The organism is Chitinophagales bacterium, assembly GCA_017303835.1.
In the GTDB taxonomy this organism is placed as follows: Bacteria; Bacteroidota; Bacteroidia; order Chitinophagales; family Chitinophagaceae; genus JAFLBI01.
This window is the reverse complement of the sequence record JAFLBI010000001.1, coordinates 2,419,501-2,445,162: the sequence shown is the minus strand read 5'-3', so window position 1 is coordinate 2,445,162 and position 25,662 is coordinate 2,419,501. Positions and strand designations below refer to the sequence as shown.

The following is a 25,662-nucleotide window of genomic DNA, read 5'->3' as shown; positions in this document are numbered from 1 at the left end:
GGCTAATAGGTCTTTGGTCTTTTGCCTTTAGTCTTTGGAGGAATAGGCTGATAGACCATGGTTGATGGTTATTGATTTCACTGCGGAGACGCAGCGAGCGCTGAGGCTACGCAGAGCTACTTCAAGACACACTCTGCGCCAACTCTTTTGACTCTGCCCCTCTGCGGTAAAATATTATATAGAAATTTCAAATTCGAAATCTCAAATAACCAATTAACAATAGTCAATCATCAATCACTTCCTAAACGGCTGGCGCTTGCTGTTTATCTGTACTTTCTTGCTTCTCCAAGAAAGTACCAAAGAAGGAGACACTTCGCTGATGTACGGCCAGCGAAGTGGACCTTGCTATCAGCAGCGCTACTACTGTGGTGAACGGCAACAGTATAAAACTCGGCTGTTCCAAGCTCTCAGAGGTTGATTAGCAGTTAGAGATTTTATTATACTTCTCCAATGAATACCAGTCCCTGCGGCCTGAGCGATTGCAAGCATTCACAAGTGTGTCGTATGTGCTTAAAGCAGAGAACATAAAGCAGTGCGAAGCCAATGTCAAATCTCAAATTTGAAATCTCGAATGATTATTCTCTGCGCCAACTCTTTTGACTCTGCCGCTCTGCGGTAAATTCTTTCTAGAGAAATGTCAAATCTCAAATTCGCAATACCAAATAATCCTCCTCGCGAACCTTTGCGTCTTTGTGCTTGTCCACCGAAGCTTTAGCGTAGGTGGGCCTTTGCGTTTAAGCAAAAAATCAGCTTCAATGTCAAATCTCAAATCAGCAATCTCAAATAACCAATTGACAATTGAAAATCAACAATAATTATTCACTTCCTAAACGGCTGGCGCTGCCAATAGGTTAAACTACGCCACATCCATTCCAGCGGACCAAACCTGAAATAATGCAACCAGATAGGACTTGCAATTAGTTGAAACAACCAGATACCCGCTACGATATAATACAATTCATAACGCTGCAGCTTGCCGTACATCGACAAACCATAACCCAGAAAAATAAAATTGCAGATCAGCGAATGCATGATGTAATTACTGAAAGCCATTTGTCCCACTGCCGCTAAAGCTTTGCGCAGCCAGGGCAATATGCCGGATTGCACAAAGAGCATGATCAAGGCAATATGTCCGCAAGTAGTAGGCACGCGACCAAACTGATAGCTCATAAAACTTCTGTAGAAAGACAAGATGCTGAATTGTTGTTCTACAATATGCGCAGTTTCGAAATAGTTAATCGTTATGCCAATACCATAACCGAATAATGCCATGAGCAAGTAAAAGCGGCGCGATTTCTCCGCTTTCAATATGCCCCATTTAAAAAAGGCCATGCCCCACAACATCATAGCAAGCGTATCCCAGAAATTGATGAAGTATAGAAAATGTGTTTGCATGTATACATTTTCCGGCAGCTTGTGTTGTACAATGCTCCAGTAATCTTTACTGCGTGCCTTGATCTCCTCCTGTACTTGCTGCGGTGAATATTTTTCTTGTTTCTCTATGCCATTCCATTTGGCAATGGCTTCTGTGTCTTTTGTATTCAATACCAAACCCTTGGCACGTTTGGCGCGCGCTGCTGTTCCTTGCGTGTATGCTTCTTTATGATCAACATAATCTACTACGCTGAAAGATGTTGACACCATCAATATACAAGCCGCACCCACGATGAGTTTACCCGGTTTCAGGTGACGAAAACTAAAGGCAAACATACCTACGATGCCATAGGTATAGAGAATCTCCCCATCCCAGAGTAAGAGGTAACAATGGATCACGCCAAACAGAATCATCCAGAGCAGGCGGCGAAAAAAGGTATCGGTTACAGATTCCTGTGTGCCGCCGGTGGCCCTGCCGGTAAACAAGAGAATACCTGCACCGAATAACATGGAAAACATGCCACGCATGGTGCCTTCAAAAAACAGCATATTCATCCACCATACGTTGAGACTCCAGCCGGTGGAACCACCGTTATTGGTGGGGTCGAAATAGGCTTTGTATAAACCAAAACCAATAATGTTCATTAAGAGAATGCCAAACAAGGCGATACCTCGAATGGTATCCATGGCGCCAATACGCGCGGTGTTGGTGGTGGGCTGTAAGCCCGATGCTGTTTACATAGCAGTGTTTTTGGTGAGAAACACGTTACAGCATTCTTGATCACAAGACGGGCGCAGCAGCTGATGGATGAATTTAGTGATTTGAATTCTAATTACAATAACACAAAGTGATTCAGAGTAATTATTTAACCTATTTGGACGAGCTACGGATAAAACTTTTAGTAATTGTGAGGAAGGTTAAAAATTAATTTCGGTACTTTTAATAACGTCCATTTAATTCAGTTAATTTCTCTATTGAAGAGTTTAAATTGTAAATCATGAAGGAGATAATTGATAATTTAATAAGGTTTAGAAACGAAAGGGATTGGGAACAGTTTCACAATCCAAAAGATCTTGCAATCGCTATTAATATAGAGGCCGGTGAGCTTTTAGAACTATTTTTATGGAAAAGTCCATATGATGCAAATGCCGAAAAGGTAAAAGAAGAGCTAGCAGATATTTTTGCTTTTGCTTTTCTTTTGGCAGAAAAATATAAGTTTGATGTTAAAGAAATAATTCTTGAAAAGATTAAAAAGAATTCAGAAAAATATCCTATTGAAAAAGCAAAAGGTACAGCGAAAAAATACAACGAGCTATGAGTATCAGCTTTGATCTTGCTGTAGAAATATCAGAGGAATATGATTTTAGTATTTCGGGCCTAGCCAAAATCGAACAAAATCCTTGGGTAAAAAATCAGTGGCCGCTAGTTTATTTCATTCAAAACCGAGGTGAAAAAATTGCATATGTAGGTGAATCTACCAATGCTTCTAGTCGATTCAAGAATCATTTATCAAACCCTCAGCGCCTCAAACTAAACAAGGTTTCAATTATTAGCTCAGATAAGTTTAATAAGTCAGCAACACTTGATTTAGAATCAAGTCTTATACAATATCTAACAGCAGAAGGAACCTATAAATTACAAAATGGAAACCATGGGTTAATTAACCATAATTACTATCAACAAGACTTATACCAGAGCCTATTCAAAGAAGTTTGGAAGAAGCTATTGCAAAAAAGAGTTGTAAGTAAAACTTTAGCTGAAATAGAGAACAGCGAGTTGTTTAAATACTCACCTTATAAGACACTGAATGAGGACCAGTATAATTCAGCCTTAGAAATACTTAAGGGATTGACAAAAAGAGATACAAATCAAATATTTATTAGTGGTAGCGCTGGAACTGGTAAAACAATTCTTGCTTCATACTTAATTAAATTATTAAGCTCAGACCCTGAAGAAAACAATGATGACACAAACGAGAAAGAACTACTCGAACTTAATTACGTTAAGCTATTTCGTAAGAAATATCCTAAGGCACGGATAGCATTAGTTATTGCAATGTCCTCACTAAGAACCACTCTACAAAACGTTTTTAGTAACATTCCAGGATTAAAGGCCTCAATGGTTATTAGTCCGGCTGAAACATTTAAACAAAAGGAGAAATACGATTTACTAATAGTAGATGAAGCGCACAGGCTTAGGCAATATAAAAATATTTCATGGCGCGGTGCATTTAAGAATAACAATAAAAAGCTTGGCTTGGGAGATAATGGCACCGAACTTGATTGGATACTTGCAAATAGTAAAAATCAAATATTCTTTTATGATAAAACGCAATCTGTTAAGCCTTCGGATGTTAATGAAAAGGATTTTATGAAGCTTTTATCTAATCATAAAAGCTTAAAGATTCAGCTAACATCTCAGATGAGGGTTAAAGGTGATGATAGCAATAATTACATATCTTTCGTAGATGACCTTTTACACACAAGAGCAAAAACAAATATTTTTTCTCCCAGAGGATATGACCTTTATGTTTTTGACTCTTTTAAAGAAATGCATGCGAAACTAAGTGAAAAGGAAAACGAATATGGCTTATGTAGAATGATTGCAGGTTATGCTTGGGAGTGGCTTTCTGATCCCAAGCGAAAACCTAAACCTACGCCCGATGTTACAGATTTTGATTTTGACGGGCTGAAGTTTAAATGGAACTCTACAAATATAGATTGGGTAAATTCCGCTAATGCCTTTAATGAAATAGGATGTATTCATACAACTCAAGGATATGATCTTAACTATGCAGGCATCATCTTTGGATCAGAAATTGATTATGATCCTCTGCTTAACAAGATTGTAATTGATCCAAAAAAATATTTTGATAAATACGGCAAAATCGGCGCAAACGAAGATGAGTTGAAGAAATACATTATAAATGTCTATAAGACAATAATGTATAGAGGAATAAGAGGCACTTACATTTATGCTTGTAATACGAATATGAGCTCATATTTAAAACGTCATATTCAATCATATAAACCAGCGCTTTCTTTTCGAATACTTCCTTTTGACAAGGTTAAGCCTTTTGTAAATGCTGTTCCATTAATAGACATTAAAGTTGCTGCTGGTCAATTTAGTGAGCTTCAAAAACAAGAAGAGATAAAGTGGATTGAATTACCCAAAAATATAACAGCAAAAAAAGAATACTTTGTATGTCAGGTGCTTGGAGAATCTATGAATAAATTGATTCCAAATGGCTCATTTTGTTTATTTAAGAAATATGAAGGTGGCTCAAGAGAAGGAAAAATTGTTTTAGTTGAAGCAACAAATATTCATGATGCTGATTTTGGGTCTGGTTACACAGTTAAGGAATATCACAGTAAAAAAAGCGTGTCTGAAGACGGATGGAAACATGAAACGATAACATTAAAACCTCTTTCGACGTCTGAAAACTATACAGATATCTATTTAAATGAAGACGACCTACTAAACTTTAGAGTCTTAGGAATCTTTGAGAGAATACTTGATTAGGTTTTTGAACTTTCAATTTCCAACGTTGATTACAATAGTTTCTTGATATCAAGAAAATCGGTAATCATTATTTTCTTGTTCACTTACGAGCAAATGTGATCAAGCGAATAAAGTCTCCTGTATCTGCATCTCGCATCGCTTGAAGATATTCAGCTCTTTGATCATTTTTTTTATGCATACCAACAGCTCCCCAAGTATAGACAGGCATTTGGTATAATTTTTCAATCATGATATCTGCCATCAAGCGGCTGTGCCTACCATTGCCGTTGGGAAAACAATGAATGCTTACCAAGCGGTGCTTGAACCGCAACACCAGTTCATCCGGCGCATAAGCTTGGTGCGCGTACCAGTATTGTGCATCATCCAGCAAACCACGCAACGCCGGTGCTATCTGCCATTTGTCTACACCCAAGTTTTTATTCGTTTTTCTAAATTCTCCGGCCCATTGCCACACTTGGCCATACATACGTTTATGCAATGCCTTGATAAATTCTTCAGAGAACAATTGTTCGGGCTTAATATTTCTGCCCAGACTCCATTGCACGGCCTGCTCTATGTTTTGCTGCTCAAATTCATCTAACTCGCCACGAGTGGTAATGGTAGAGATCAGCAGCCCCTCTTTTTCATCTTCCTCAATCGGCGTTTGTCCATCTATATAGTCAAGGTCTAATCCCATAAAGCTTTTGGTAATTCTTGTTGAATCATCATTGCCCTTTCTTCAATGGCTTGCTGTATGCGCTCTTGGCTGTTTTCCTGATCTTCCAATCGCATAGAATGGGATGTGCGCAACACAATTTCCTTTGCCAGCGCTTTTGCTCTACGTTCTATCAACTGATCAATACTGCCATCCTTGGGTACAAAACCGTAAACCAATTCCATATCCATGGCATGGGCTGCTTCGCGCAAAGACTTGAGCGTGATAGAGCCATCCTGCTCGCGCTGTTCTATTTCCTGCGCACTCTGCCGGGTTATAGACAAGCGGTTACCCAATTGTTGCATGCTCATACCAATAGCGGTACGCACCGCTTTAATCCATCCCGTAGGTGGTGGCACCAGGGTTTGCAGTTGCGCATAGGCCTGCATTTTACGGCCCAACTGTTGTATCTGTAATGATTTTTTGCGCATTGTGTAAGGGTATAACTTGACAAATTTTGATCAAATGTAAGGGTATAACCTGACAATACAGATTAAAAAATCAGGGTATAGCCTGACAAAAATATTTAACTTATTGGTTATTAATGATATTTAGCTGATGGTTAATGGACAATAGTTAATGGTTTGTGGTTGGTAGTTGCTAGTTGAGGGTTATGGGCAACAAAAAACCCCGATAATTCGGGGTTGTTGTGGTGTGGGGCGGGATCGAACCGCCGACACAAGGATTTTCAGTCCTTTGCTCTACCGACTGAGCTACCGCACCTTCGCTAAAGCTTCGGTGCGCAGGCGCACCAAAAGCGTTTTTTTTATCTATCGTGCAAAAATGCACTTTATTTCTTTCAACTCCTTTGCTCGGACTTTATCCCGATTTTTCGGGAGACTGAGCTATGTGCCTGCGTTAGAACTTCGGCACACAGGCCGCACCTTCGCATGCTATTTGCTAGCGGGCAGCAAAAATAGGGGCTGAACACACAATGAACAAGTTTTCCCCCATTTAATTTCTGAAAACAGGGGTCTGCATGCGCTCCAGTACCAGGTTCCACAATGCGGTTCTGCGCTGCAAAGCCTTGATAGCCGCCTGGGTAGCTTCGGCCCACTTAATGGCATCATCGCCACAAAGGCGCTCTACCATCTGCAAAGCCAACTGGCTGTGGTGGTCGCCATCTACTTCAATATGTCGCTCTAAATAGTATTGGAAAGTCTTGAGTCTGCCACCAAAACGCTGGTTCAAATCGGTTACCAGGGCATGGAACATATCGGGTATCAGGTCTTCGCGGCCAAATGTAAACACCGCGGCCTGCACATGGGCAGGCTGGTTCATGATTACATGAAACGTATAGTTTACAAATTGCTGAATAGCATCGGGCAGGTGCAGTTTCTGCATGGCTTCATGTACCGGAATACCACTCTGTACATAATGAATAAACTGGCCCATCACATCGGTATTGGCGCCCAGCTCCTGCATGGCTTGCAGGTATAATTCGAAATGACTGAGTCTATTGCCTGCCGCATCTACATCGCTTTCTTCGCCGGTCACAATTTCATTGATGAGGAAGCGCGTAGCCGCATCACCCTTGGGCACCCAAGGCGTAGTGGTGCATGTGAGCTGCTGCTGTAAACTCTTGAGCAAGCTCATGAAATCCCATACGGCAAAGACATGGGCTTCTGTAAATAATTGAACATGAGACAGTTCGCGCATCTGCGCGTATAAAGGGTGGTGCACAATCTCGGCTCTGTAAGGCGCAATGGCTTCCTGTAATGCAAGTATTCGGGGGTTTTGCATGATATCAGTTTTGAGGTAAAACAAATAATGGGCGGCAAAGTTGGGGGTTTGCGGGGAAAATCAATGCAAGATTTGACATTGACGCAGGTTTTTTGCTTAACCGCAAAGGCGCTAAGGCGCAAGGTTTCGCGAGGAAGACCATTTGAAATTGCTCGAGAAGATTTTACCTCAGAGGGGCAGAGTCAACAGAGTTAGCGCAGAGAAAATCAATTTGAGATTTATTATTTGAGATTTGAAATTGAAGCAGATTTTTTACTTAACCGCAAAGGCCCACCTGCGCTAAAGCTTCGGTGGACAAGCACAAAGACGCTAAGGTTCGCGAGGATGATTATTTGACATTTCTCTAGGAAGATTTTACCGCAGAGAGGCAGCGTCAACAGAGTTAGCGCAGAGAAAATCAATTTGAGATTTATTATTTGAGATTTGACATTGTCTTTGCGCCACTTCGTGACTTTGCGACTTGGCGGTGAAAACTAAAAACCATAAACCAGTAACCATCAACTTTAAACCATGGTCTATTGACCATCAACTATCACCAGAATTACAGAACTTTGCCAAAATTTTTCTATGCAGTTCCGCAATTTCAAAATGGTGGGTTATGTGGTGTATGGCCGTGGTGCTTTCAATCAGTTAGACGAAATACTCGCCCCACAACGCAAGGGCGATGCACCCATGGTGTTTCTGGTTGACCATTTCTTTGAAGGCAAGCCCCTCGTGAACCGCATCCCGCTGCGCGGAAAAGACAAAATCATTTTTGTAGACGTTACATATGAACCAAAGACCACTTATGTGGATTCGCTCGCCAAAGAACTGAAAGAAAGTTTCGGCACCGTTAGCGGTATCATCGGTATCGGTGGAGGCTCTGCCATGGACTTAGCCAAAGCGGTTTCACTCATGATGAATAACCCCGGCTCATCTGCAGACTATCAAGGCTGGGATCTGGTGAAACAAGCCGGTGTCTATAAAGTAGGGATTCCTACCCTCAGCGGTACCGGCGCAGAAGTGAGTAGAACAACGGTTTTAACCGGACCAACGCGCAAGCTGGGTATGAATTCTGATTTCACACCTTTCGATCAAATCGTACTCGATCCAGAACTCACCAAAGACGCACCTGCCAACCAACGTTTCTATACAGGCATGGATTGTTATATCCACTGCATCGAAAGTTTAGAAGGTACTTACCTCAACGAGTTCAGTAAATCATACGGCGAGAAAGCATTGGAATTATGTCGCAATGTATTCTTAGAAAAAGACCAGTGGGATGATGAGTGCGATGATAAACTGATGATGGCTTCTTATGCAGGTGGTATGAGCATTGCCTATAGTCAGGTTGGTGTTGCACACGCCGTGAGTTATGGTCTCAGCTTTTTGTTAGGCACCAAGCATGGTATTGGTAATTGTATTGTGATGAATCACCTGGAAGAATATTATCCTGCGGGCACAGCCGAATTCAAACGCATGGTGGAGAAAGGTGGATATACTATTCCAACAGGTATTTGTGCCGGCTTAACCGATGAGCAGTTTGATACCATGATCAATGTAAGCCTGGGCATGAAGCCACTTTGGGAAAACGCACTGGGTAAGGATTGGGAAAAAATCATGACTAGAGAAAAGCTGCGCGCACTCTACGAGAAATTGTAATCGCGCTACAATAAAAAATAGCAAAAACCCCTACGGTACCGTGGGGGTTTTTTATCTTTCGTCCATGCGCAACAAACAACAGCTTTCTTTTTTGGCGGGCATCCTGCTTTTTACCTTCATGCTTTTTAATCCGTTTGGCTTTGAGCCCAAAGCTGCAAAAGTATTGGCTGTTGCTGCGCTGATGATTACCTGGTGGATTACCGAAGCAGCAGCTATGCCTGTAGTTGCCTTGATACCATTGGTGTTGTTTCCATTGATGGGCATTAGTAAAATGGAAGATGCAGCAACACCTTATGCTAACAGCGTGGTGTTTTTGTTTATGGGTGGATTCATGATAGGTTTGGCGATTGAGAAATGGCATCTGCACAAACGCATTGCATTGAATATTGTGCGCATCACCGGAACCAGTGGCAACAGAATTGTGTTGGGTTTTATTTTGGCCACAGGTTTTCTCAGCATGTGGTTGAGCAATACTGCAACCACGATGATGATGTATCCTATTGCCATGAGCGTAGTAAGTGTGATGGAAGAAAACCACAAGGGTGAAGGCAAGATTGGCAATATGGCTATCTGTTTATTGTTGTCGATAGCGTATGCATCTAATTTCGGCGGCATTGCCACCATTATCGGTACACCACCCAATGTGGCTTTTGTGGGTTTCTTAGAAAAGAAATACCAATACACATTTCAGTTTGTGGACTGGATGCTGCTCTGTTTACCCATTGCCGCTTTGCTGATGATAACGCTGTACTGGACCATGACGCGTTGGCTCTTCCGCAATGGCATTGCACATGATACAGCTACTGCAGCACTCATTAAAACAGAATTGCAGCAGATGGGTAAAATCTCCGGCCCCGAAAAAAGAGTGCTCATCATTTTTGCAGGTACTGCTTTACTGTGGATCACCAAAGACCTCATCAATGCCGCACAAACTGTGGTGAAATTGGATGATACCATGATTGCCATGGCTGGTGCCATTACACTATTTCTGGTGCCAAGTCATACCCAAGTGCCGGAGAGCAAGCAATTGCTGGAGTGGCACGATACACAAAAAATGGCCTGGGGTATTTTGTTGTTATTCGGGGGCGGTATCAGTTTGGCCAATCAGTTGGAGAAAGCAGGATTGATTCAGCAGCTGGGTAATTTCATCGCCAGCTATTCGGGCAGTAATCTGCTCTTGCTCATTTTCGCCACCACCATTCTCTCCATTTTCATCAGCGAAGTAATGAGCAATGTGGCACAGGTAATTGTGTTTGCACCTGTGATGGCAGGCATTGCCGATGCACTCAAGATTGATCCACTCTATTTAGGTATCCCCATGACTTTGGCGGCCAGTTGCGCCAGCATGCTACCCATGGGCACACCGCCCAACGCCATCGTATTCGCCAGCGGCCGATTGAAACTGAACGATATGCTGAAAACGGGTTTGGTGATGAACCTAATTGCCACAGTACTCATCACCCTGTTTTCGTATTACTTAATTCCTGTATTGGTGCACACGATTCGTTAATCGGATCGAGATTTCATACAGGCACAAGGGCAAATTCCTTTTCTTTGCAGCGCCATTAAAGCCCGATCAATATGAAATGCGCTGATATTCAACTGCTCAACGAAAAAGAAACCCGCGCCGGTTTTGGCGAGGGTGTATATGAAGCCGGAAAAGCCAATGAAAATGTAGTGGTACTTACTGCAGATTTAGCCGGTTCACTCAAGCTGGGACCCTTCATGAAGGAATTCCCCAATCGTTTTGTGCAGTGCGGTATTGCCGAAGCCAATATGATGGGCATTGCAGCCGGTTTAACCATCGGCGGTAAAATTCCATACACCACTACTTTCGCGAATTTCTCTACCGGTCGCGTGTACGACCAGATTCGCCAGAGCATTGCTTATAGCGGTAAGAATGTAAAGATTTGTGCATCACATGCAGGTCTGACTTTGGGCGAAGATGGTGCTACCCACCAGATTCTGGAAGATATCGGTTTGATGAAGATGTTGCCCGGTATGACGGTGATTGTGCCTTGCGATTTCAACCAGACCAAAGCCGCTACCAAAGCCATCGCGAATTATGAAGGTCCGGTTTATCTGCGTTTCGGCCGACCAAAATGGGCCAACTTCACCAAAGAAGATGGTAGCGATTTCGTGATTGGTAAAGCACAACAACTGAGCGAAGGAAAAGACGTGAGCATTTTCGCTTGCGGTCACCTTGTGTGGAAGGCAGTTGAAGCAGGTAAGCAATTAGAAGCAAAAGGGTACAGTGTTGAAGTGATCAATATTCACACCATTAAGCCATTGGACGAAGAAGCCATTATTCGCTCTATCAGCAAAACCAAATGTGCTGTTACCTGCGAAGAGCATAATGTATTAGGCGGTTTGGGTGATAGCATTGCGCAAGTGGCAGCACGTCATTGTCCCATTCCTATTGAGTATATCGGCACCAACGATACCTTTGGTGAAAGTGGTACACCCAATCAATTACTCGTGAAGTACGGCTTAGATACACCGAATATTGTAGCTGCTGCAGAAAAAGTAATGAGCAGAAAAGCATAAAAAAATCCCCCCGCAGTATTGCGGGGGGATTTTTATTTTAAGGTGCTAGTCTTTCAACTTTCCAACTACCATCTGCTTGCAAGGTGTAACGAATACGATCGTGCATGCGACTACTACGTCCCTGCCAAAACTCTACCGTGTGTGGCTTCACCACAAATCCACCCCAATGTGGCGGACGCGGAATATTATCTGTTCCGTATTGCTCTTCGTATTGCAAATAGTTTTGTTCAATTACTTTTCTGCTTTCGATCACCTGACTCTGTGGCGAACTCCATGCACCAATTCTGCTGCCCGCAGGGCGGGAGAAGAAATACGCATCATTGTCTGCATCGGATAGTTTTTCTACGCGGCCTTCAATGCAGACTTGTCTTTCCAACTCCTTCCAGAAAAACACCAATGATGCATGTGGATTGGCAGCGAGGTCTTGTCCCTTATGACTATTGTAGTTCGTGAAGAATACAAAACCATTGGTATCATATCCTTTTAGCAAACAAATACGTGCAGCGGGTATGCCTTGTGCGTTAGCAGTTGCTACTGTCATGGCATTGGGTTCATCAATCTTGCTATCCATCACATCGTGCCACCAATGGCCGAACTGTGCAAACGGATCTTTCGCCACATCGGCTTCATTCAGTGCTTTCAGTTTATAGTCTCTGCGTAAATCGGCAATTTCTTGATGTGTATGCATAACCCGGGATTGAACAGCGAAATTACGCAATGATTGCCCTGCCTAAGTCTGACAATTATCAGTAGCGCATAAAAAAGGGGTTGTTTGTTCAACAACCCCTGCTAAGTATCAATCATTTCTTTATTCTGAAATCGTGGTGTGCTTGGTTCCGTGTTTGGAGCTGATATAGGTATATACCGCAGGAATCACAAACAAAGTCAATACCAGTGAGAATAAGAGACCACCTACCACCACAATACCTAATGGCATACGGCTGGTTGCGGCTGCACCTAAACTCAAAGCAATTGGCAAAGCCCCGAGCGCAGTTGCTAAGCTCGTCATCAGAATCGGGCGTAAACGTTGTGTGGATGCTTCCAGCACAGCTTCCGTTTTACCTAAACCGGATTCACGCTTCTTATTGGCGAACTCCACAATCAGGATACCATTCTTGGTTACCAGACCAATCAGCATAATCATACCGATCTGTGAGAAGATGTTCAGTGTTTGATCGAACAACCACAGACTGATTAAAGCACCAGCCATCGCAAGCGGTACCGTTAACATGATGGTAAATGGATCTTTGAAACTTTCGAACTGCGCAGCCAATACGAGGTAAATCAGAATCAATGCCAAACCAAAGGCAAAACTGGTATTCGATGAACTCTCGCGGAAATCGCGTGACGGACCACTTAAGTCTGTTGAGAAACTTTCATCCAATAATTTATCTGCAATGGCCTGCATGGCTTTTACTCCATCACCAATGGTCTTGCCCTCAGCCAATGATGCGGAGATAGTAGCTGATTTAAAACGATTGAAGTGATAGAGTGTAGGCGGATTTGAATTCTCTTCCATCTTGATCACAGAAGTGATGGGAATATTTTCACCGCGACTATTGCGCACATACAACTTTTCAATAGATGCAGGATCTTTTCTATCAGCCAGTTCCACCTGTGCGATTACCTGATACTGCATGCCATTACTTACATAGTAAGCAATACGTCGGCCGCTGAATGCGCTGGATACCACATCGGCCACATCAGCAATATTCAAACCCAGATCGCGCGCTTTGATACGATCGATGGTTAATTGCAGTTCCGGCTTATTGAATTTCAAATTCGCATCAACGTTTTGGAAGGTTTTGTCTTTTCTTGCTTCATCCAAAAACTTGGGCACCACTTCTTTAATTTTATTGAAATCAAGATTCTGTACGATAAACTGCACCGGCAATGAACCGCGTGAACCCAAACCAATAGAGATGGTTTGTTCTTCAACGGGGAAGATGCGCACATTGTTGAAACGTGCCAGCTTCTTACTCAACTCACGTGCAATCTCGCTTTGTGTTTTATCGCGCTCTTCTGGTTCTACCAGTTTCAAACGCGCAGTACCACTATTTACACCGCTACTACCAAAACCGGGCACAGCAGCAAACACAAATGATTTCTCTTTGATAGAATCAGACAAATAGCTGATCAGTCGATCGCCCGTCTCCACCATATAACCATAACTCGCACCTTCGGGACCGCTTAACTGAAAACGAATACTGCTTCTATCTTCTAATGGTGCAATCTCACTTTGCAGATTCTTTCCTACATAAAAGATCATTGCACCACACAAAGCCACAATCACCCAAGCCATCCAACGTACACGCAGAAAACTTGCCAGCATATTCTTGTAGCCATTTTCCATACCACGGAAAATGAATTCAGTTTTCTCGTAAAACTTACCATGCCCTTTCTTACGTGTGAGCAATACGTTCAATACTGGCGTAATAGTCAATGATACAAATGCAGATACCAATACCGCACCAGCAACCACTACACCAAACTCGCGGAACAAACTACCTACAAAACCTTGTAAGAAGATTACGGGCATGAACACCACTGCCAGTGTGATAGAAGTAGAGATAACCGCGAAGAAGATTTCCTTACTGCCTTCCAATGCTGCTTTCTTGATCGGCAAGCCCATCTCCATTTTTCGGAAGATGTTTTCTGTTACCACAATACCATCATCCACCACCAGACCGGTTGCCAGTACAATACCCAACAGCGTTAATACATTCACCGAGAAGCCGGCGATATACATGATGAAGAAAGTAGCCACCAATGAAATGGGAATATCAATCAGCGGACGAATAGCAATCATGAAGTTTCTGAAGAAGAACAAGATTACCAAGACCACCAGACTGAATGCAATCAGCAAGGTTTCTTCTACTTCTTGGATGGAGCGACGAACATTCTGCGTTGTATCAATCAAGGTAGTCATCTGCACATCACTTTTCTGTGTGCGCTTCAGATCTTCTAATCGCTTATAAAACTCATCAGCAATTTTGATATAGTTAGCCCCCGGCTGCGGAATGATGGCAATACCCACTGCATTCACCCCATTCAAGCGCCAGCTAAACTCTTCATTCTCAGGACCAATCTCCACCTTTGCTACATCACTCAAACGAACAATGCCATTGGCATCTTCGCGAATGATGAGATCACTGAAATCTTTTTCTGTACTCAATCGACCGATGGCGCGAATGACCATCTCTGTCTTATCACCATAAATTTTTCCGGAAGGAATTTCTACGTTCTCTCTGTTCAGCACATTACGCACATCGCTGAAGGTAACGTTGTAGGCATTTAGTTTGTCCGGATCAAACCAGATACGCATACTTGGGCGCTTCTGTCCGAATATGTTTACCGCACTTACTTCTGGAATGGTTTGAAAACGTTGCTGTAAAACATTCTCTGTGTAATCACTCAGCTCCAATAAACTCTTGCTCGCACTTTGCACGGCAAGGAGAATGATGAAGTCGCCACCTACATCCGATTTACTTACTACGGGTGGCGCATCCAAATCTTGTGGCAGACTACGTATGGCCTGACTCACTTTATCGCGCACATCATTCGCAGCTGCTTCGAGATCTGCATCTAGGTTAAACTCAACAGTGATATTACTGCTACCTACAGAGCTGGAAGAAGAAATATTGCGAATACCTTGAATACCATTGATGGATTTCTCCAAAGGCTCAGTAATCTGGCTTTCGATGATATCAGAGTTGGCACCGGCATAAGAAGTACGCACGTTAATAATGGGCGGATCCACTGCCGGATATTCGCGCACAGCCAGAAATGTATAACCTACCGCACCAAATAAAATGATGAGTAAGTTCATCACGGTGGCCAGTACCGGCCTGCGCAATGCTAATTCAGAAATATTCATACCCTTCTACTCCAGTTTCTTTATTGAAGAATGTCTTTCAGTTGCTTTACGCTACGCACTTTTACATTGCTGTTGGGGCGCACAAAGAGTACACCTGTTACCACCACACTATCGCCCACGCTCAAACCCTTGGTTACTTCTACAAATCCGCTGCTGCGTAAACCCGTCTCAACGTTTACAATCAACCCCTTTCCATCTTTTACCACAGCTACTTGCTTAGAACGCGCATCCGGAATAATGCTATTGGTGGGCACCAGAATACTGCTATTGCTGCCACCTGCATTCAGATACACTTTCACGAAACTACCTGGTTGAATGGGTGCACCATTCACCGTTGCACGCACTTTCAGGTTACGCGTAGTAGCGTTGATCTCTGGTTCTGTTGCAATGATTGTAGCACTACGTTTATTGTTTTGCGCACCTGCGGTGATTTGAATCGTAGCACCCTTTCTGATATAATCAGCATAACGCTCGGGTACCGTAAAATCTACTTTGGAACGATCTACCTGTTGCAGGGTTGCGAAAATATTCGCAGGTGTTACATAAGCACCGGGACTCACTTGTCGCAGACCCAGCAAACCATCGAATGGTGCTTTGATATACGTCTTCTCAATCTGTGCTTTGTAAAAATCGATATCTGCTTTCAGGTTGTTTACTTGTGTAAGCACTGCATCATAATCTGCCTGATTGATACCGTTTATGGCTACCAGTTTGCGCAAGCGCGCCTCATTCTTCTCAGCCAGATCTAATTGAGATTTGGTTTTGCTGAGTTGTGCCTGCAGGTCTGCATCGTTGATGCGTGCGAGCACAGTGCCCTTTGCTACTCTGGCGCCTTCAGGAATATTCAGGAAAGTGAGTCGGCCACTTACTTCTGGTCTGATTTCAATGGATTCTGCCGGTATCACGGTACCATTGGCCTCTACTGTATTGGATACTGCCTGAGTACTGGCAATGATCACATCTACAATCGTTGCATTGGGGCCCTGTTGTTTGGGCGCTTCTTTCTTTTTCTCTTTACAGCCGATGCTGAGCAGCAATACGGCTAAACCTGCGCATAATAAGGAATGTCTGATCAATGTTGAAGCTTTAGGAGTCGTAAAATTAACGTATTCAGCCCCGCTTTTATGCAAGAGATTGGATGAATGGCTGCGCTAGAGACGCAACAAAAAAGGCGATACAGTAATTGCATCGCCTTTGACAGAAGTATTTAGATTGATTAACCGTTCATGCTGGCCAGGAACTCTTCATTGCTCTTGGTACCACGCATGCGCTTGAGCAGTTCGCTCATCGCTTCTTCGGTATTCATATCGTTGATATACAGTCGGAGGATATTCATGCGGCCCAACACATCTTTTTCCAGCAAGAGATCATCACGTCTGGTAGATGAAGCCACCAGGTCAATCGCAGGGAAGATGCGCTTGTTCGCCAAACGACGATCCAGCTGCAATTCCATATTACCGGTACCCTTGAATTCTTCGAAGATCACTTCATCCATCTTAGAACCTGTATCAATCAGGGCCGTTGCCAGGATAGTGAGTGAACCACCGTTCTCGATCTTACGCGCAGCACCAAAGAACTGCTTGGGCTTTTGCATGGCATTTGCTTCCACACCACCAGACAATACCTTACCAGATGCTGGTGCTACGGTGTTGTGGGCACGCGCCAGACGCGTGATAGAATCCAGCAGGATCACCACATCGTGGCCACATTCTACCAAACGCTTAGCTTTCTGCAGCGCGATGGTGGATACTTTCACGTGCTTTTCAGCTGGCTCATCGAAAGTAGAAGCCAATACTTCTGCACGTACGCTGCGCTCCATATCGGTAACTTCTTCCGGACGCTCATCAATCAGCACCACCATCAGGTAAACCTCAGGGTGATTGGCTGCAATGGCGTTGGCCACTTCTTTCAGCAACATGGTCTTACCCACTTTCGGTTGAGCTACAATCAAACCACGCTGGCCCTTACCAATAGGGGTAAAGAGGTCCATGATACGTGTGCTGAAATTACTTGGCGTTGTAAAGAGATTCAGTTTCTCGTATGGGAATAATGGCGTGAGGTAATCGAATGGTACACGATCGCGTACTTCATCCGGACGCTTACCATTGATGCTGTCAACCTTCAGCAGGGCAAAATATTTTTCACCTTCTTTCGGCGGACGCACATAACCTACCACGGTATCACCTGTCTTCAAACCAAACAACTTGATCTGAGAAGGAGATACATATACATCATCCGGAGAAGAGAGATAGTTGTAGTCTGAAGAACGCAGGAAACCATAACCATCAGGCATCATTTCCAATACACCTTCACCCTGAATCATGCCATCAAACTCCACATTGAATGCAGGTTCTTTTCTGTTGAACTGTGGTCTCACAGCGGGTTGTGGTGCAGGTTGGTCTTCTGTGGCAGCCAGCATCGCTTCGGCCAAAGAACTGATATTGTCAGCAGGCTTTTCAGCGCTTTCTTCTGAAGTGCTATTGGCATTGGGCGCAGCCGCTTCTGCAGCAGGCGCTATTTTCTCAATGCGTGGCTTGCGGCCGCGGCGACCTTTCAGCTCTTCGGCTGCAGCTTCTTCGCCCATTACCTCGGCTTCTTCGCTACCGTTTCCGGTTGAAGCCACCACGGTAGCTGGTTTGCGACCACGTTTTTTCTTGCCATCATCTTTGGCGTCGCTAGATTGAACGGCCTGACTATCAAGGATTTTGTAGATCAGGTCTTGCTTGTTGAGTTTCTTGGCGTTAGCAATCTGCAGTTGCTCGGCTATGTCCAGCAGCTCGGGCAGCAGCATGTCGTTCAGTTGTAAAATGTCGTACATAATCAATATTCAAATGAAATCAATACCTGCCTATAATGCATTTACGTAAGGAAGGTGGAGATAAAACAGATTTTTGTTTGAGACGAGTTGCCGGGGCAACCGGGGAAGAATCACTGATGTTTGCCGAGGGATATTCGGAGGCTCAGCTGGTTTCCGTTGCAATGTTAGGCAGTTTTTTGAGAAAAAAACCATTTTTCACGGCTTTTTATGCCAATGGCGATGGGCAAACCCTTGTGCGGCGGCGAGTTTGGTTATCTTTGCCGCCCGAAAGCAAGCAATCATGTTTAACAACAGAACCAGGATCAAGGCTTTGCTGGCGATGGAGCCGGCTAATCAGGAAATTACCGTAATGGGATGGGTGCGCACCTTCCGTAACAACCAGTTTATTGCGCTCAATGATGGTAGCACCAATAATAACCTGCAGGTAGTGGTAGAATTGGGCCTACTCGATGATGCTACCCTGAAGCGCATCACCACAGGTGCATCCCTCAAGATTACCGGTGAGCTGGTGGCTTCCTTAGGAAAGGGACAAACTGTTGAACTGAAGGCCAAGTCGCTGGAAGTGTTGGGCGATAGCGATGCGGAAGCTTATCCTTTGCAGCCCAAAAAACACAGTCTTGAATTTCTGCGCGAAAAAGCACATTTACGTTTTCGTACCAATACATTCGGCGCAGTATTCCGCGTAAGACATTCATTGGCATTTGCCATTCACCAATTCTTTCACCAGAAAGGATTTGTGTACTTGCACACACCCATCATCACTGCAAGTGATGCAGAAGGTGCAGGTGAAATGTTCCGCGTTACTACTTTACCGATGGATGGAACGGCACCACGCAATGAAGATGGTTCTATCAACTACAAAGAAGATTTCTTTGGCAAGAGCACCAACCTTACTGTAAGCGGACAGCTCGAAGGCGAATTGGGTGCCATGGCTTTTAGTGAGATCTATACATTTGGACCAACATTCCGTGCAGAGAACTCTAACACAACCCGTCACCTTGCTGAGTTTTGGATGATCGAACCGGAAATGGCTTTCTATGATATTGAAGACAATATGAACCTCGCAGAGGAATTCATCAAGTATATCATTCGCTTTGCGATGGATAACAACCGAGATGATCTGGAGTTCTTAGCACAGCGTTTGGCCGAAGAAGAAAAAGCATTGCCACAAGACAAGCGCAGCGAGTTGGGCTTGATTGAAAAGTTAGAGTTTGTACTGAACAATGCATTTGAAAGAATTACTTACACAGAAGCCATTGATATTTTATTGAACAGCCCTGCGTACAAGAAAAAGAAATTCCAGTACGAAGTAAAATGGGGCATTGATCTGCAGAGTGAGCATGAGCGCTACCTCGTAGAAAAGCATTTCAAGAAGCCGGTGATTGTGACCAATTATCCTGCAGCCATCAAGGCATTCTACATGCGTTTGAATGATGGCTGTGAGGAAGGCAAACAAACCGTTGCAGCCATGGATATTCTGGCACCAGGCATTGGTGAAATTGTGGGTGGTAGTCAGCGTGAAGAAAGATTAGAGAACCTGCTCAAGCGCATGGAAGAATTCCATATTCCTGCAGCAGAAATGGATTGGTATTTGGATACACGCCGTTTTGGTACGGTACCGCATGCAGGCTTCGGATTGGGTTTTGAACGTATGGTACAATTCGTAACCGGCATGACGAATATCCGCGATGTAATTGCGTTTGCACGTACGCCCAAGAATTGCGAATTCTAAAAATGGTCTTTTGGCTTTAGCTTATGGCTCATGGTTGATGGACCATAGTTGATAGTTTGTGATTGCTGGTTATTAGTTTGTGGTTATTGACTACTGGTTATTCATTTAACCGCGGAGCAGCAGAGATCGCTGAGGTTGCGCAGAGTTTTTTATAGTTAACCCTCAGCGCCAACTCTCTTAACTCTTGTTCTCTGCGGTAAAACCATCTAGCGAAATCTCAAATTGATTTCTCTACGGTAAAAAGTTACACGCTAAGCTCGCCAGGATATTAGGCACACAATGCTCTTGGTAATCACCTTGCGTGCTAAAAAAGTGTTTGCGCGCTTTGCGAGAAAAGCTAGCTGCTGGCTTATACATTCTGAGCATTCTCCGTTCCTTGTTCTTCTGTTCTCTAAAAACTTCACCGCCAAGGCCTACCTCCATCCTCCAACCTACGCCATGGCTTTGGTTGGTAAATCGCTAAAGCTATGGATGGTAAACCGCTGAAGCTTCGGAAGATAAACGCTATGCCGCGATGTGTCGCTAAGACTATGTCAAATAGATTTCCTCGCGAATCTTTGTGTCCTAGCGCCTTTGCGGTTAAGTAAAAAATCCGCTTCAATATCAAATCTCAAATAATAAATCTCAAATTGATTTTCTCTGCGCAAACTCTCTTGACTGTACGACTCTGCGGTAAAACTTTTTGGAGAAAATTTTAAATAACAACTACCACTTACATTACAACAACTTCGCCGCTTTTGCCAAGTCTTCCGGTGTATCAATTTCTACACCCATATAATCTGTTACCACCATTTTAATGGACACACCATATTCGAGGTAGCGGAGACATTCAATTTTTTCTGCAGCTTCTAATGGTGTCATGGGCCAGGAAGTAAAATTCAACAAAGCCTGTTTGCGAAAAGCATACACACCAATATGTTCGTAATATAGTTTCGCCGCTGCTGCATCTCTTGGATAAGGAATCACACTTCTGGAAAAGAACAGTGCATTCATATTTCTATCTACAGCAACTTTTACATAGTTGGGATCTTTGATCAATGCTTCGTCCTTTAACTCCTGCATCAAAGATGCTACTAGTACTTGCGCGCCGTCTTCGCCTTGAAATACTTGCAATAACTTTTCGAGTGGCGCTTTCTTCACAAAGGGTTCATCGCCCTGTACATTCACGATAATATCTACGTCCATATCTGCAGCAGCTTCTGCAATGCGATCGCTGCCACTCTCGTGTGTGCGTTTGCTCATCACGGCTTTGCCGCCATGCTGGGTAATTTCATGGAAGATGATATCGCTATCGGTAACCACTACCACTTCATCGAACAGACCTGTGGCGATGGTATTATCGTAAGTATGCCTTATCACCGTTTTGTTGCCGAGCTGTTGCATCAACTTAGCGGGAAAACGCGTGGCCGCATAACGGGCCGGAATCATGGCGATTTGCTTCATGGCGCAAAGTTAACCGCTGAATGCCATCAGGCAACAGGCGTCTTGTCCATATGCCCAAAAGGCTTTGTGAGTAGTTCTCCAAACTGCTCATCTTTCTCGTTAGGATAGTAGCGATCTAACCCATATCGAATTTGAGCCGCATCCAATTTCATGAAAGTGCCTAGCAATCTGTCCCAGATTGACAATACTGCACCATAATTGCTATCGGTATAGGGTTGTTTCCAATGATGATGCACTTTGTGCATATTGGGCGACACGAGTACCCAGCTCAATGCGGCATCCAACTGTTTGGGTAAACGAATATTGGCATGTGTAAACGCAGTAGCCACAATTAAGATGGTTTGAAAAATCATAACGGCAAACATAGGCGCGCCGGAAACAATAATGCCCATGAAGAAAAACAGTCCGCGCAAAATGCTCTCCACCGGATGGTGGCGCAAGCCTGTGGTGACATCAACATTGTTATCTGCATGATGCACGACGTGGAAGCGCCAGAGCACAGGCACTTTGTGTTCAGTCATGTGCACCAACCAGCCGCCAAAGAAATCTAAAGTGAGGAATGCGATCAGCACGGTTGTCCAGATACCTGCATTCAACCAATAGACCAAACCAAACTCATTGGTCTTACACCAATCGCTAATGCGAATGATGATAAGGGCCAGAAAAGTATGGATGATCAAATGAATCAAGGTGAAACCAAAATTCACTGCTGCATGACGCCATTTGTTTTGTTTATAGCGCAGCGGCATAAGAGGAATAGAACCTTCTATAATCCAGAAAAACAACAATCCGCCTACAAGAATGGCGAGTCTTTCTAATGGTCTTTGCTCCAGATTGGAGAAATACTGAATAATGGCATCTGTCATGGCAAACAATTCTTACAGATGAAAGTACAAATTATCTGATTGGATTGTTTGACAAGAAGCTTTTTCGGTTTCAACATAAGCGATTGTGTGCTTGCGGTGAGGCACAGTGGCCCTCTGTGGTGTCCTCACCACCGAACCATACAAAAACAAAACCCCTTGCTTGCGCAAGGGGTTTTTTATGAAAGAGGTTGATACAACTTAGTTGTTCAGCATCAGCGGCATTACCAGCATCAGCAGGTCTTCATTGGCTGCCTGCTCTGTTGGCTTGATTAAGCCGGCTTTGGTGGGTGTTGACAGTTCTACATTCACCTCATCTGTATCCGCTGCGTTCAGCATTTCAATCAGGAAACGTGCGTTGAAAGCAATCTGCAGGTCTTCGCCATCGTATTGGCAACCCATGCGCTCATTACCTTCAAAGCTGAAGTCAACATCCTGTGCAGCCATCTGCAATTCGCTGCCGGTAATGTTCAGGGCAACTTGATTGGTGCTCTTGTTAGAGAATACACTTACACGGCGCAGGGCACTTTGGAAATCGGCTTTGTTTACAGTAAGCTTATACGGATTGTCGGCAGGAATCACCACTTTGTAATCTGGGAAGCGGGCATCAATCAATCGACAGATCAATTGTGTTTCGCCATGGTTTACAAACAGGTGGTTGCTATTATAGCTCACTTGCAGTTCATCATCGTTATCAGGCAAAGCATTCTTTAAGAGGGTCAAAGGTTTTTTAGGAACGATGAATGAATCTGTCTTAGGTGCTTTCGCATCAGTACGCTTGTAACGAACCAATCTGTGTGCATCGGTGGCCACAAACTGTACGCCATCTTTCAGCAATTCGAAGAACACACCTGTCATGGCAGGACGCAAATCGTCATTGCTTACCGCAAACAGGGTTTTGTTGATGGCTGTCACCAAAGCACTACTGCTCATGGTGAAACCATTGGTATCATCAGCAGTAGGTTCTTTAGGGAAATTATCCGGGTTTTCGCCCATCACCTTATACTTACCGTTATCGCTGGTGATTTCTACGCCAAAGTTTTTATCGATGTTGAATGTCAGTGGCTGATCAGCGATATTCTTCAAAGAATCCATCAGGATCTTGGCAGGAATACACACTTTGCCATTTGTCTTGCTTTCCACATCCATCTGCACACGCATCACGGTTTCCAGATCGGTGGCGGTAACGCTGAGTTTCTTATCCTGAATTTCGAACAGAAAATCTTCCAGAATCGGCAAAACAGTATTGGAGTTGATTACACCGCTGATTTGTTGCAGGTGTTTCAGCAGGGAGGAGGAGGAAACAATAAACTTCATTCGTCTACTTTTAGATAGCAACAAACCTACTGTAAAACTCGCTATCCGTCAAAAGCGAATTGGGCCGCCTAAGCGGTTGGAAAACAGATGTGAATGAGTTGTGAATAGGCGCTTAATTTGCCGAGAGGCGCTTCAGGCCGTCAATGAGCTGGCGATATTTTTCGCGTGGCATAGGCTTGATCAGGTAATCGCTCACTTCAGCCATTTGCTGTGCCCGCTGGATATCGAAGATATCTACTGAAGAACTCACCATATACACGGTTACAGGTCTGGGCATTTTAGCTGCTACACTCTTGTATTCTTCCAGAAACTGCCAGCCATCCATGATGGGCATATTGATATCAAGAAAGATTACATCCGGTACTTTGTTCTGGCTGATCGTATCCTCATTGCTGAGATACCTGATTGCTGCTTCACCATCGTAGAAAGAGTAGATCTGTCTCGCCAGTCCCGTTGATTCCAGCATTTTTCTGGCTGTGAACTGATAGATATGATCATCATCGATGAGACAAACATCGAAATTGTCTTTTGCCGCCAGGGCCGCCATTTCATCAATCATCGTCATAGCAAAAGGTTTGTACGGATTAACGAGGCAAAGATACCTTTGTTGTATGCGGTGTTGCTTAAAATGACCTGAAAATGCGGCAAAGAATCGTTAATAAAGACCAGGCCTTACAAAAAATTCGGCACTACTGTGCTTATCAGGAGCGCTGTCATGCAGAAGTGCGTGAGAAGCTCTATGGATATGGTTTATACAAAACAGAAGTGGAGACCATTCTTGCACAGTTGATTGAAGAAGACTACCTGAACGAAGAACGCTTTGCCGAACAATTTGCGGGTGGTAAGTTCCGCATCAAACAATGGGGACGTGTAAGAATTCAGTATGCTTTGAAACAAAAGAAAGTGAGTGATTACAGTATCCGCAAAGCGATGAAAAGTATTGATGAGGACGATTATCTGCGCACATTGGAAAAACAGGCTAAGCTAAAGTGGAACAGCCTGAAAGGTGAAAAGACAATCAGTAAACAAGCCAAGACTACACAATACCTGATGCAAAAAGGATTTGAATTACCCTTGATTCAGCAGGCCATCAAAACCTGCAGCAACAAAAACACTGATTAATGTATCTTTCCTGCATGCGTTATTTGTTTTTTATTCTGAGTTGCTGCTGCATAAACAATCTTTTCGCACAAACAAGCAGTTATGCAAAAGAGTTATCGGTACAAATCGATAATGATGCTTTTTTATTGAAAATAAGAGATGGCTATTATTCCAGCGGATTATATCTGCGCTATGCCGCTGCAAACAATACCAAGAAAGGCTTGAAGCAGATTCAAACCCTTGAATTAGGACAGCAGATGTATACGCCACGTAACAAGGCTTATGCTTATAACAATATTATCGACAGACCTTATGCGGGTTATCTCTATCTGAAATACGCGCAGAAAACCATCTTGCCAAAAGCACAGCAATTAGAATGGACTGGGGCTTTGGGTGTTGTAGGACCAGCAGCCGGGGCAGCAGGATTTCAAGAGTGGTATCACAACCTGATGAACTATGCTTTCTTTCCAGGATGGGAAAAACAGATTCCCAATCATTTTGCACTTGATGCAAGTGTACAATACACCGCTGATATTCAACCGGAAAAAAATGGCTTAGCACGTATTTATCCAACAGCACAGTTGAACTTGGGTACCACCTTCAGTAATCTGCGGGCGGGCGCATATTTTGTTTTAGGTAAGGCTGAAGCCATGCAACAAACTGCTTTGTTCAATAACCGCATCCACAAGGGACAAGCAAAGTGGCAGCATAAAGAAGAGGTCTTTGTTTATTATTACCCATCTATTACCTGGCAATGGTATAATGCTACCATACAGGGCCCCATGGGCAATAAACCCGGCGCACCCGTGGTAACGGCAAGTCCCAGCAATTTTTTACCTGAACACCGCTTTGGTTTCTGCTATGCAAAGAACAGAACCACACTACGTGTTGAAGTTGTGCACCAGGGTAAGGAAGCTACTTCACAAACCAATAATCAGAATTATGGCGTAATAGGTTTTGCCTACCGCTTTCAACGAGCTCAGTAACTT

Annotated in this window: 20 protein-coding genes and 1 tRNA gene; 8 read left to right on the top strand and 13 right to left on the bottom strand. The window is 43.7% G+C overall.

Annotated elements, in window-relative coordinates; all coding sequences use genetic code 11:
• Positions 1–819: 819 nt before the first annotated feature.
• Entirely contained in the window at positions 820–2,061 is a 1,242-nt protein-coding gene (locus J0L83_11015) for a DUF418 domain-containing protein (GenBank protein MBN8665100.1), read from the bottom strand.
• A 311-nt stretch (positions 2,062–2,372) separates the two neighbouring features.
• Here J0L83_11015 and J0L83_11010 point away from each other — a divergent pair, with 311 nt between their 5' ends.
• The gene (locus J0L83_11010) at positions 2,373–2,693 is read left to right on the top strand and encodes a nucleotide pyrophosphohydrolase (GenBank protein ID MBN8665099.1); all 321 of its coding nucleotides are present in this window, start codon (positions 2,373–2,375) and stop codon (positions 2,691–2,693) included.
• Positions 2,690–4,897 carry a DUF2075 domain-containing protein gene (locus tag J0L83_11005; protein ID MBN8665098.1) on the top strand — a complete coding sequence of 736 codons (2,208 nt, stop codon included), beginning with the start codon at positions 2,690–2,692 and terminating at the stop codon, positions 4,895–4,897. Before J0L83_11010 ends, J0L83_11005 begins: the two co-directional genes overlap by 4 nt.
• Positions 4,898–4,976: 79 nt before the next feature.
• Here J0L83_11005 and J0L83_11000 read toward each other — a convergent pair whose 3' ends face one another.
• The 4 genes from J0L83_11000 to J0L83_10985 form a co-directional block, all read right to left on the bottom strand.
• Positions 4,977–5,573, bottom strand: a complete 597-nt coding sequence (locus tag J0L83_11000) for a mobile mystery protein B (protein MBN8665097.1) — start codon at positions 5,571–5,573, stop codon at positions 4,977–4,979.
• Positions 5,564–6,022: a mobile mystery protein A gene (locus J0L83_10995; GenBank protein ID MBN8665096.1), complete on the bottom strand. Its 459-nt coding sequence runs from the start codon at positions 6,020–6,022 to the stop codon at positions 5,564–5,566. Before J0L83_10995 ends, J0L83_11000 begins: the two co-directional genes overlap by 10 nt.
• A 219-nt stretch (positions 6,023–6,241) precedes the next feature.
• A tRNA-Phe gene (locus J0L83_10990) sits at positions 6,242–6,314 on the bottom strand.
• A 231-nt stretch (positions 6,315–6,545) separates the two neighbouring features.
• A complete protein-coding gene (locus tag J0L83_10985) occupies positions 6,546–7,334 on the bottom strand; it encodes a DUF3050 domain-containing protein (GenBank protein ID MBN8665095.1) in 789 nt (262 codons plus the stop codon).
• A gap of 567 nt (positions 7,335–7,901) precedes the next feature.
• Here J0L83_10985 and J0L83_10980 point away from each other — a divergent pair.
• The 3 genes from J0L83_10980 to J0L83_10970 all read left to right on the top strand — a co-directional run bounded on the left by J0L83_10980 (position 7,902) and on the right by J0L83_10970 (position 11,522).
• On the top strand, positions 7,902–8,975 hold the full coding sequence (locus J0L83_10980; protein ID MBN8665094.1) for an iron-containing alcohol dehydrogenase: 1,074 nt from the start codon (positions 7,902–7,904) through the stop codon (positions 8,973–8,975).
• Positions 8,976–9,039: 64 nt separating this feature from the next.
• Positions 9,040–10,485: an SLC13/DASS family transporter gene (locus J0L83_10975; GenBank protein ID MBN8665093.1), complete on the top strand. Its 1,446-nt coding sequence runs from the start codon at positions 9,040–9,042 to the stop codon at positions 10,483–10,485.
• A gap of 71 nt (positions 10,486–10,556) precedes the next feature.
• Positions 10,557–11,522 (top strand): transketolase family protein, encoded by a 966-nt coding sequence (locus tag J0L83_10970; GenBank protein ID MBN8665092.1) that lies wholly within the window; start codon positions 10,557–10,559, stop codon positions 11,520–11,522.
• Between the two features lie 37 nt (positions 11,523–11,559).
• Here the strand turns inward: J0L83_10970 and pdxH are convergent, their stop codons facing one another.
• The 4 genes from pdxH to rho form a co-directional block, all read right to left on the bottom strand.
• Positions 11,560–12,210: a pyridoxamine 5'-phosphate oxidase gene (gene pdxH / locus J0L83_10965; protein MBN8665091.1), complete on the bottom strand. Its 651-nt coding sequence runs from the start codon at positions 12,208–12,210 to the stop codon at positions 11,560–11,562.
• 120 nt (positions 12,211–12,330) lie between these two features.
• Positions 12,331–15,399 carry an efflux RND transporter permease subunit gene (locus tag J0L83_10960; protein ID MBN8665090.1) on the bottom strand — a complete coding sequence of 1,023 codons (3,069 nt, stop codon included), beginning with the start codon at positions 15,397–15,399 and terminating at the stop codon, positions 12,331–12,333.
• Between the two features lie 20 nt (positions 15,400–15,419).
• Entirely contained in the window at positions 15,420–16,436 is a 1,017-nt protein-coding gene (locus J0L83_10955; protein ID MBN8665089.1) for an efflux RND transporter periplasmic adaptor subunit, read from the bottom strand.
• A 179-nt stretch (positions 16,437–16,615) separates the two neighbouring features.
• Complete coding sequence (gene rho, locus J0L83_10950) at positions 16,616–18,217, bottom strand: transcription termination factor Rho (GenBank protein MBN8665088.1); 1,602 nt, start codon at positions 18,215–18,217, stop codon at positions 16,616–16,618.
• 280 nt (positions 18,218–18,497) lie between these two features.
• Between rho and asnS the strand changes: the two genes are divergently transcribed.
• Positions 18,498–19,949 carry an asparagine--tRNA ligase gene (gene asnS, locus J0L83_10945; protein MBN8665087.1) on the top strand — a complete coding sequence of 484 codons (1,452 nt, stop codon included), beginning with the start codon at positions 18,498–18,500 and terminating at the stop codon, positions 19,947–19,949.
• Between the two features lie 717 nt (positions 19,950–20,666).
• Here the strand turns inward: asnS and kdsB are convergent.
• The 4 genes from kdsB to J0L83_10925 all read right to left on the bottom strand — a co-directional run bounded on the left by kdsB (position 20,667) and on the right by J0L83_10925 (position 24,137).
• A complete protein-coding gene (gene kdsB / locus J0L83_10940; protein ID MBN8665086.1) occupies positions 20,667–21,392 on the bottom strand; it encodes a 3-deoxy-manno-octulosonate cytidylyltransferase in 726 nt (241 codons plus the stop codon).
• Positions 21,393–21,418: 26 nt separating this feature from the next.
• Entirely contained in the window at positions 21,419–22,258 is an 840-nt protein-coding gene (locus J0L83_10935; GenBank protein ID MBN8665085.1) for a sterol desaturase family protein, read from the bottom strand.
• 198 nt (positions 22,259–22,456) lie between these two features.
• The gene (gene dnaN / locus J0L83_10930; protein ID MBN8665084.1) at positions 22,457–23,572 is read right to left on the bottom strand and encodes a DNA polymerase III subunit beta; all 1,116 of its coding nucleotides are present in this window, start codon (positions 23,570–23,572) and stop codon (positions 22,457–22,459) included.
• Positions 23,573–23,684: 112 nt separating this feature from the next.
• Positions 23,685–24,137 (bottom strand): response regulator, encoded by a 453-nt coding sequence (locus J0L83_10925; protein ID MBN8665083.1) that lies wholly within the window; start codon positions 24,135–24,137, stop codon positions 23,685–23,687.
• Positions 24,138–24,205: 68 nt separating this feature from the next.
• Here J0L83_10925 and J0L83_10920 point away from each other — a divergent pair, with 68 nt between their 5' ends.
• Positions 24,206–24,694 (top strand): RecX family transcriptional regulator, encoded by a 489-nt coding sequence (locus tag J0L83_10920; protein ID MBN8665082.1) that lies wholly within the window; start codon positions 24,206–24,208, stop codon positions 24,692–24,694.
• 14 nt (positions 24,695–24,708) lie between these two features.
• Positions 24,709–25,659 carry a lipid A deacylase LpxR family protein gene (locus tag J0L83_10915; GenBank protein MBN8665081.1) on the top strand — a complete coding sequence of 317 codons (951 nt, stop codon included), beginning with the start codon at positions 24,709–24,711 and terminating at the stop codon, positions 25,657–25,659.
• Positions 25,660–25,662: the final 3 nt, after the last annotated feature.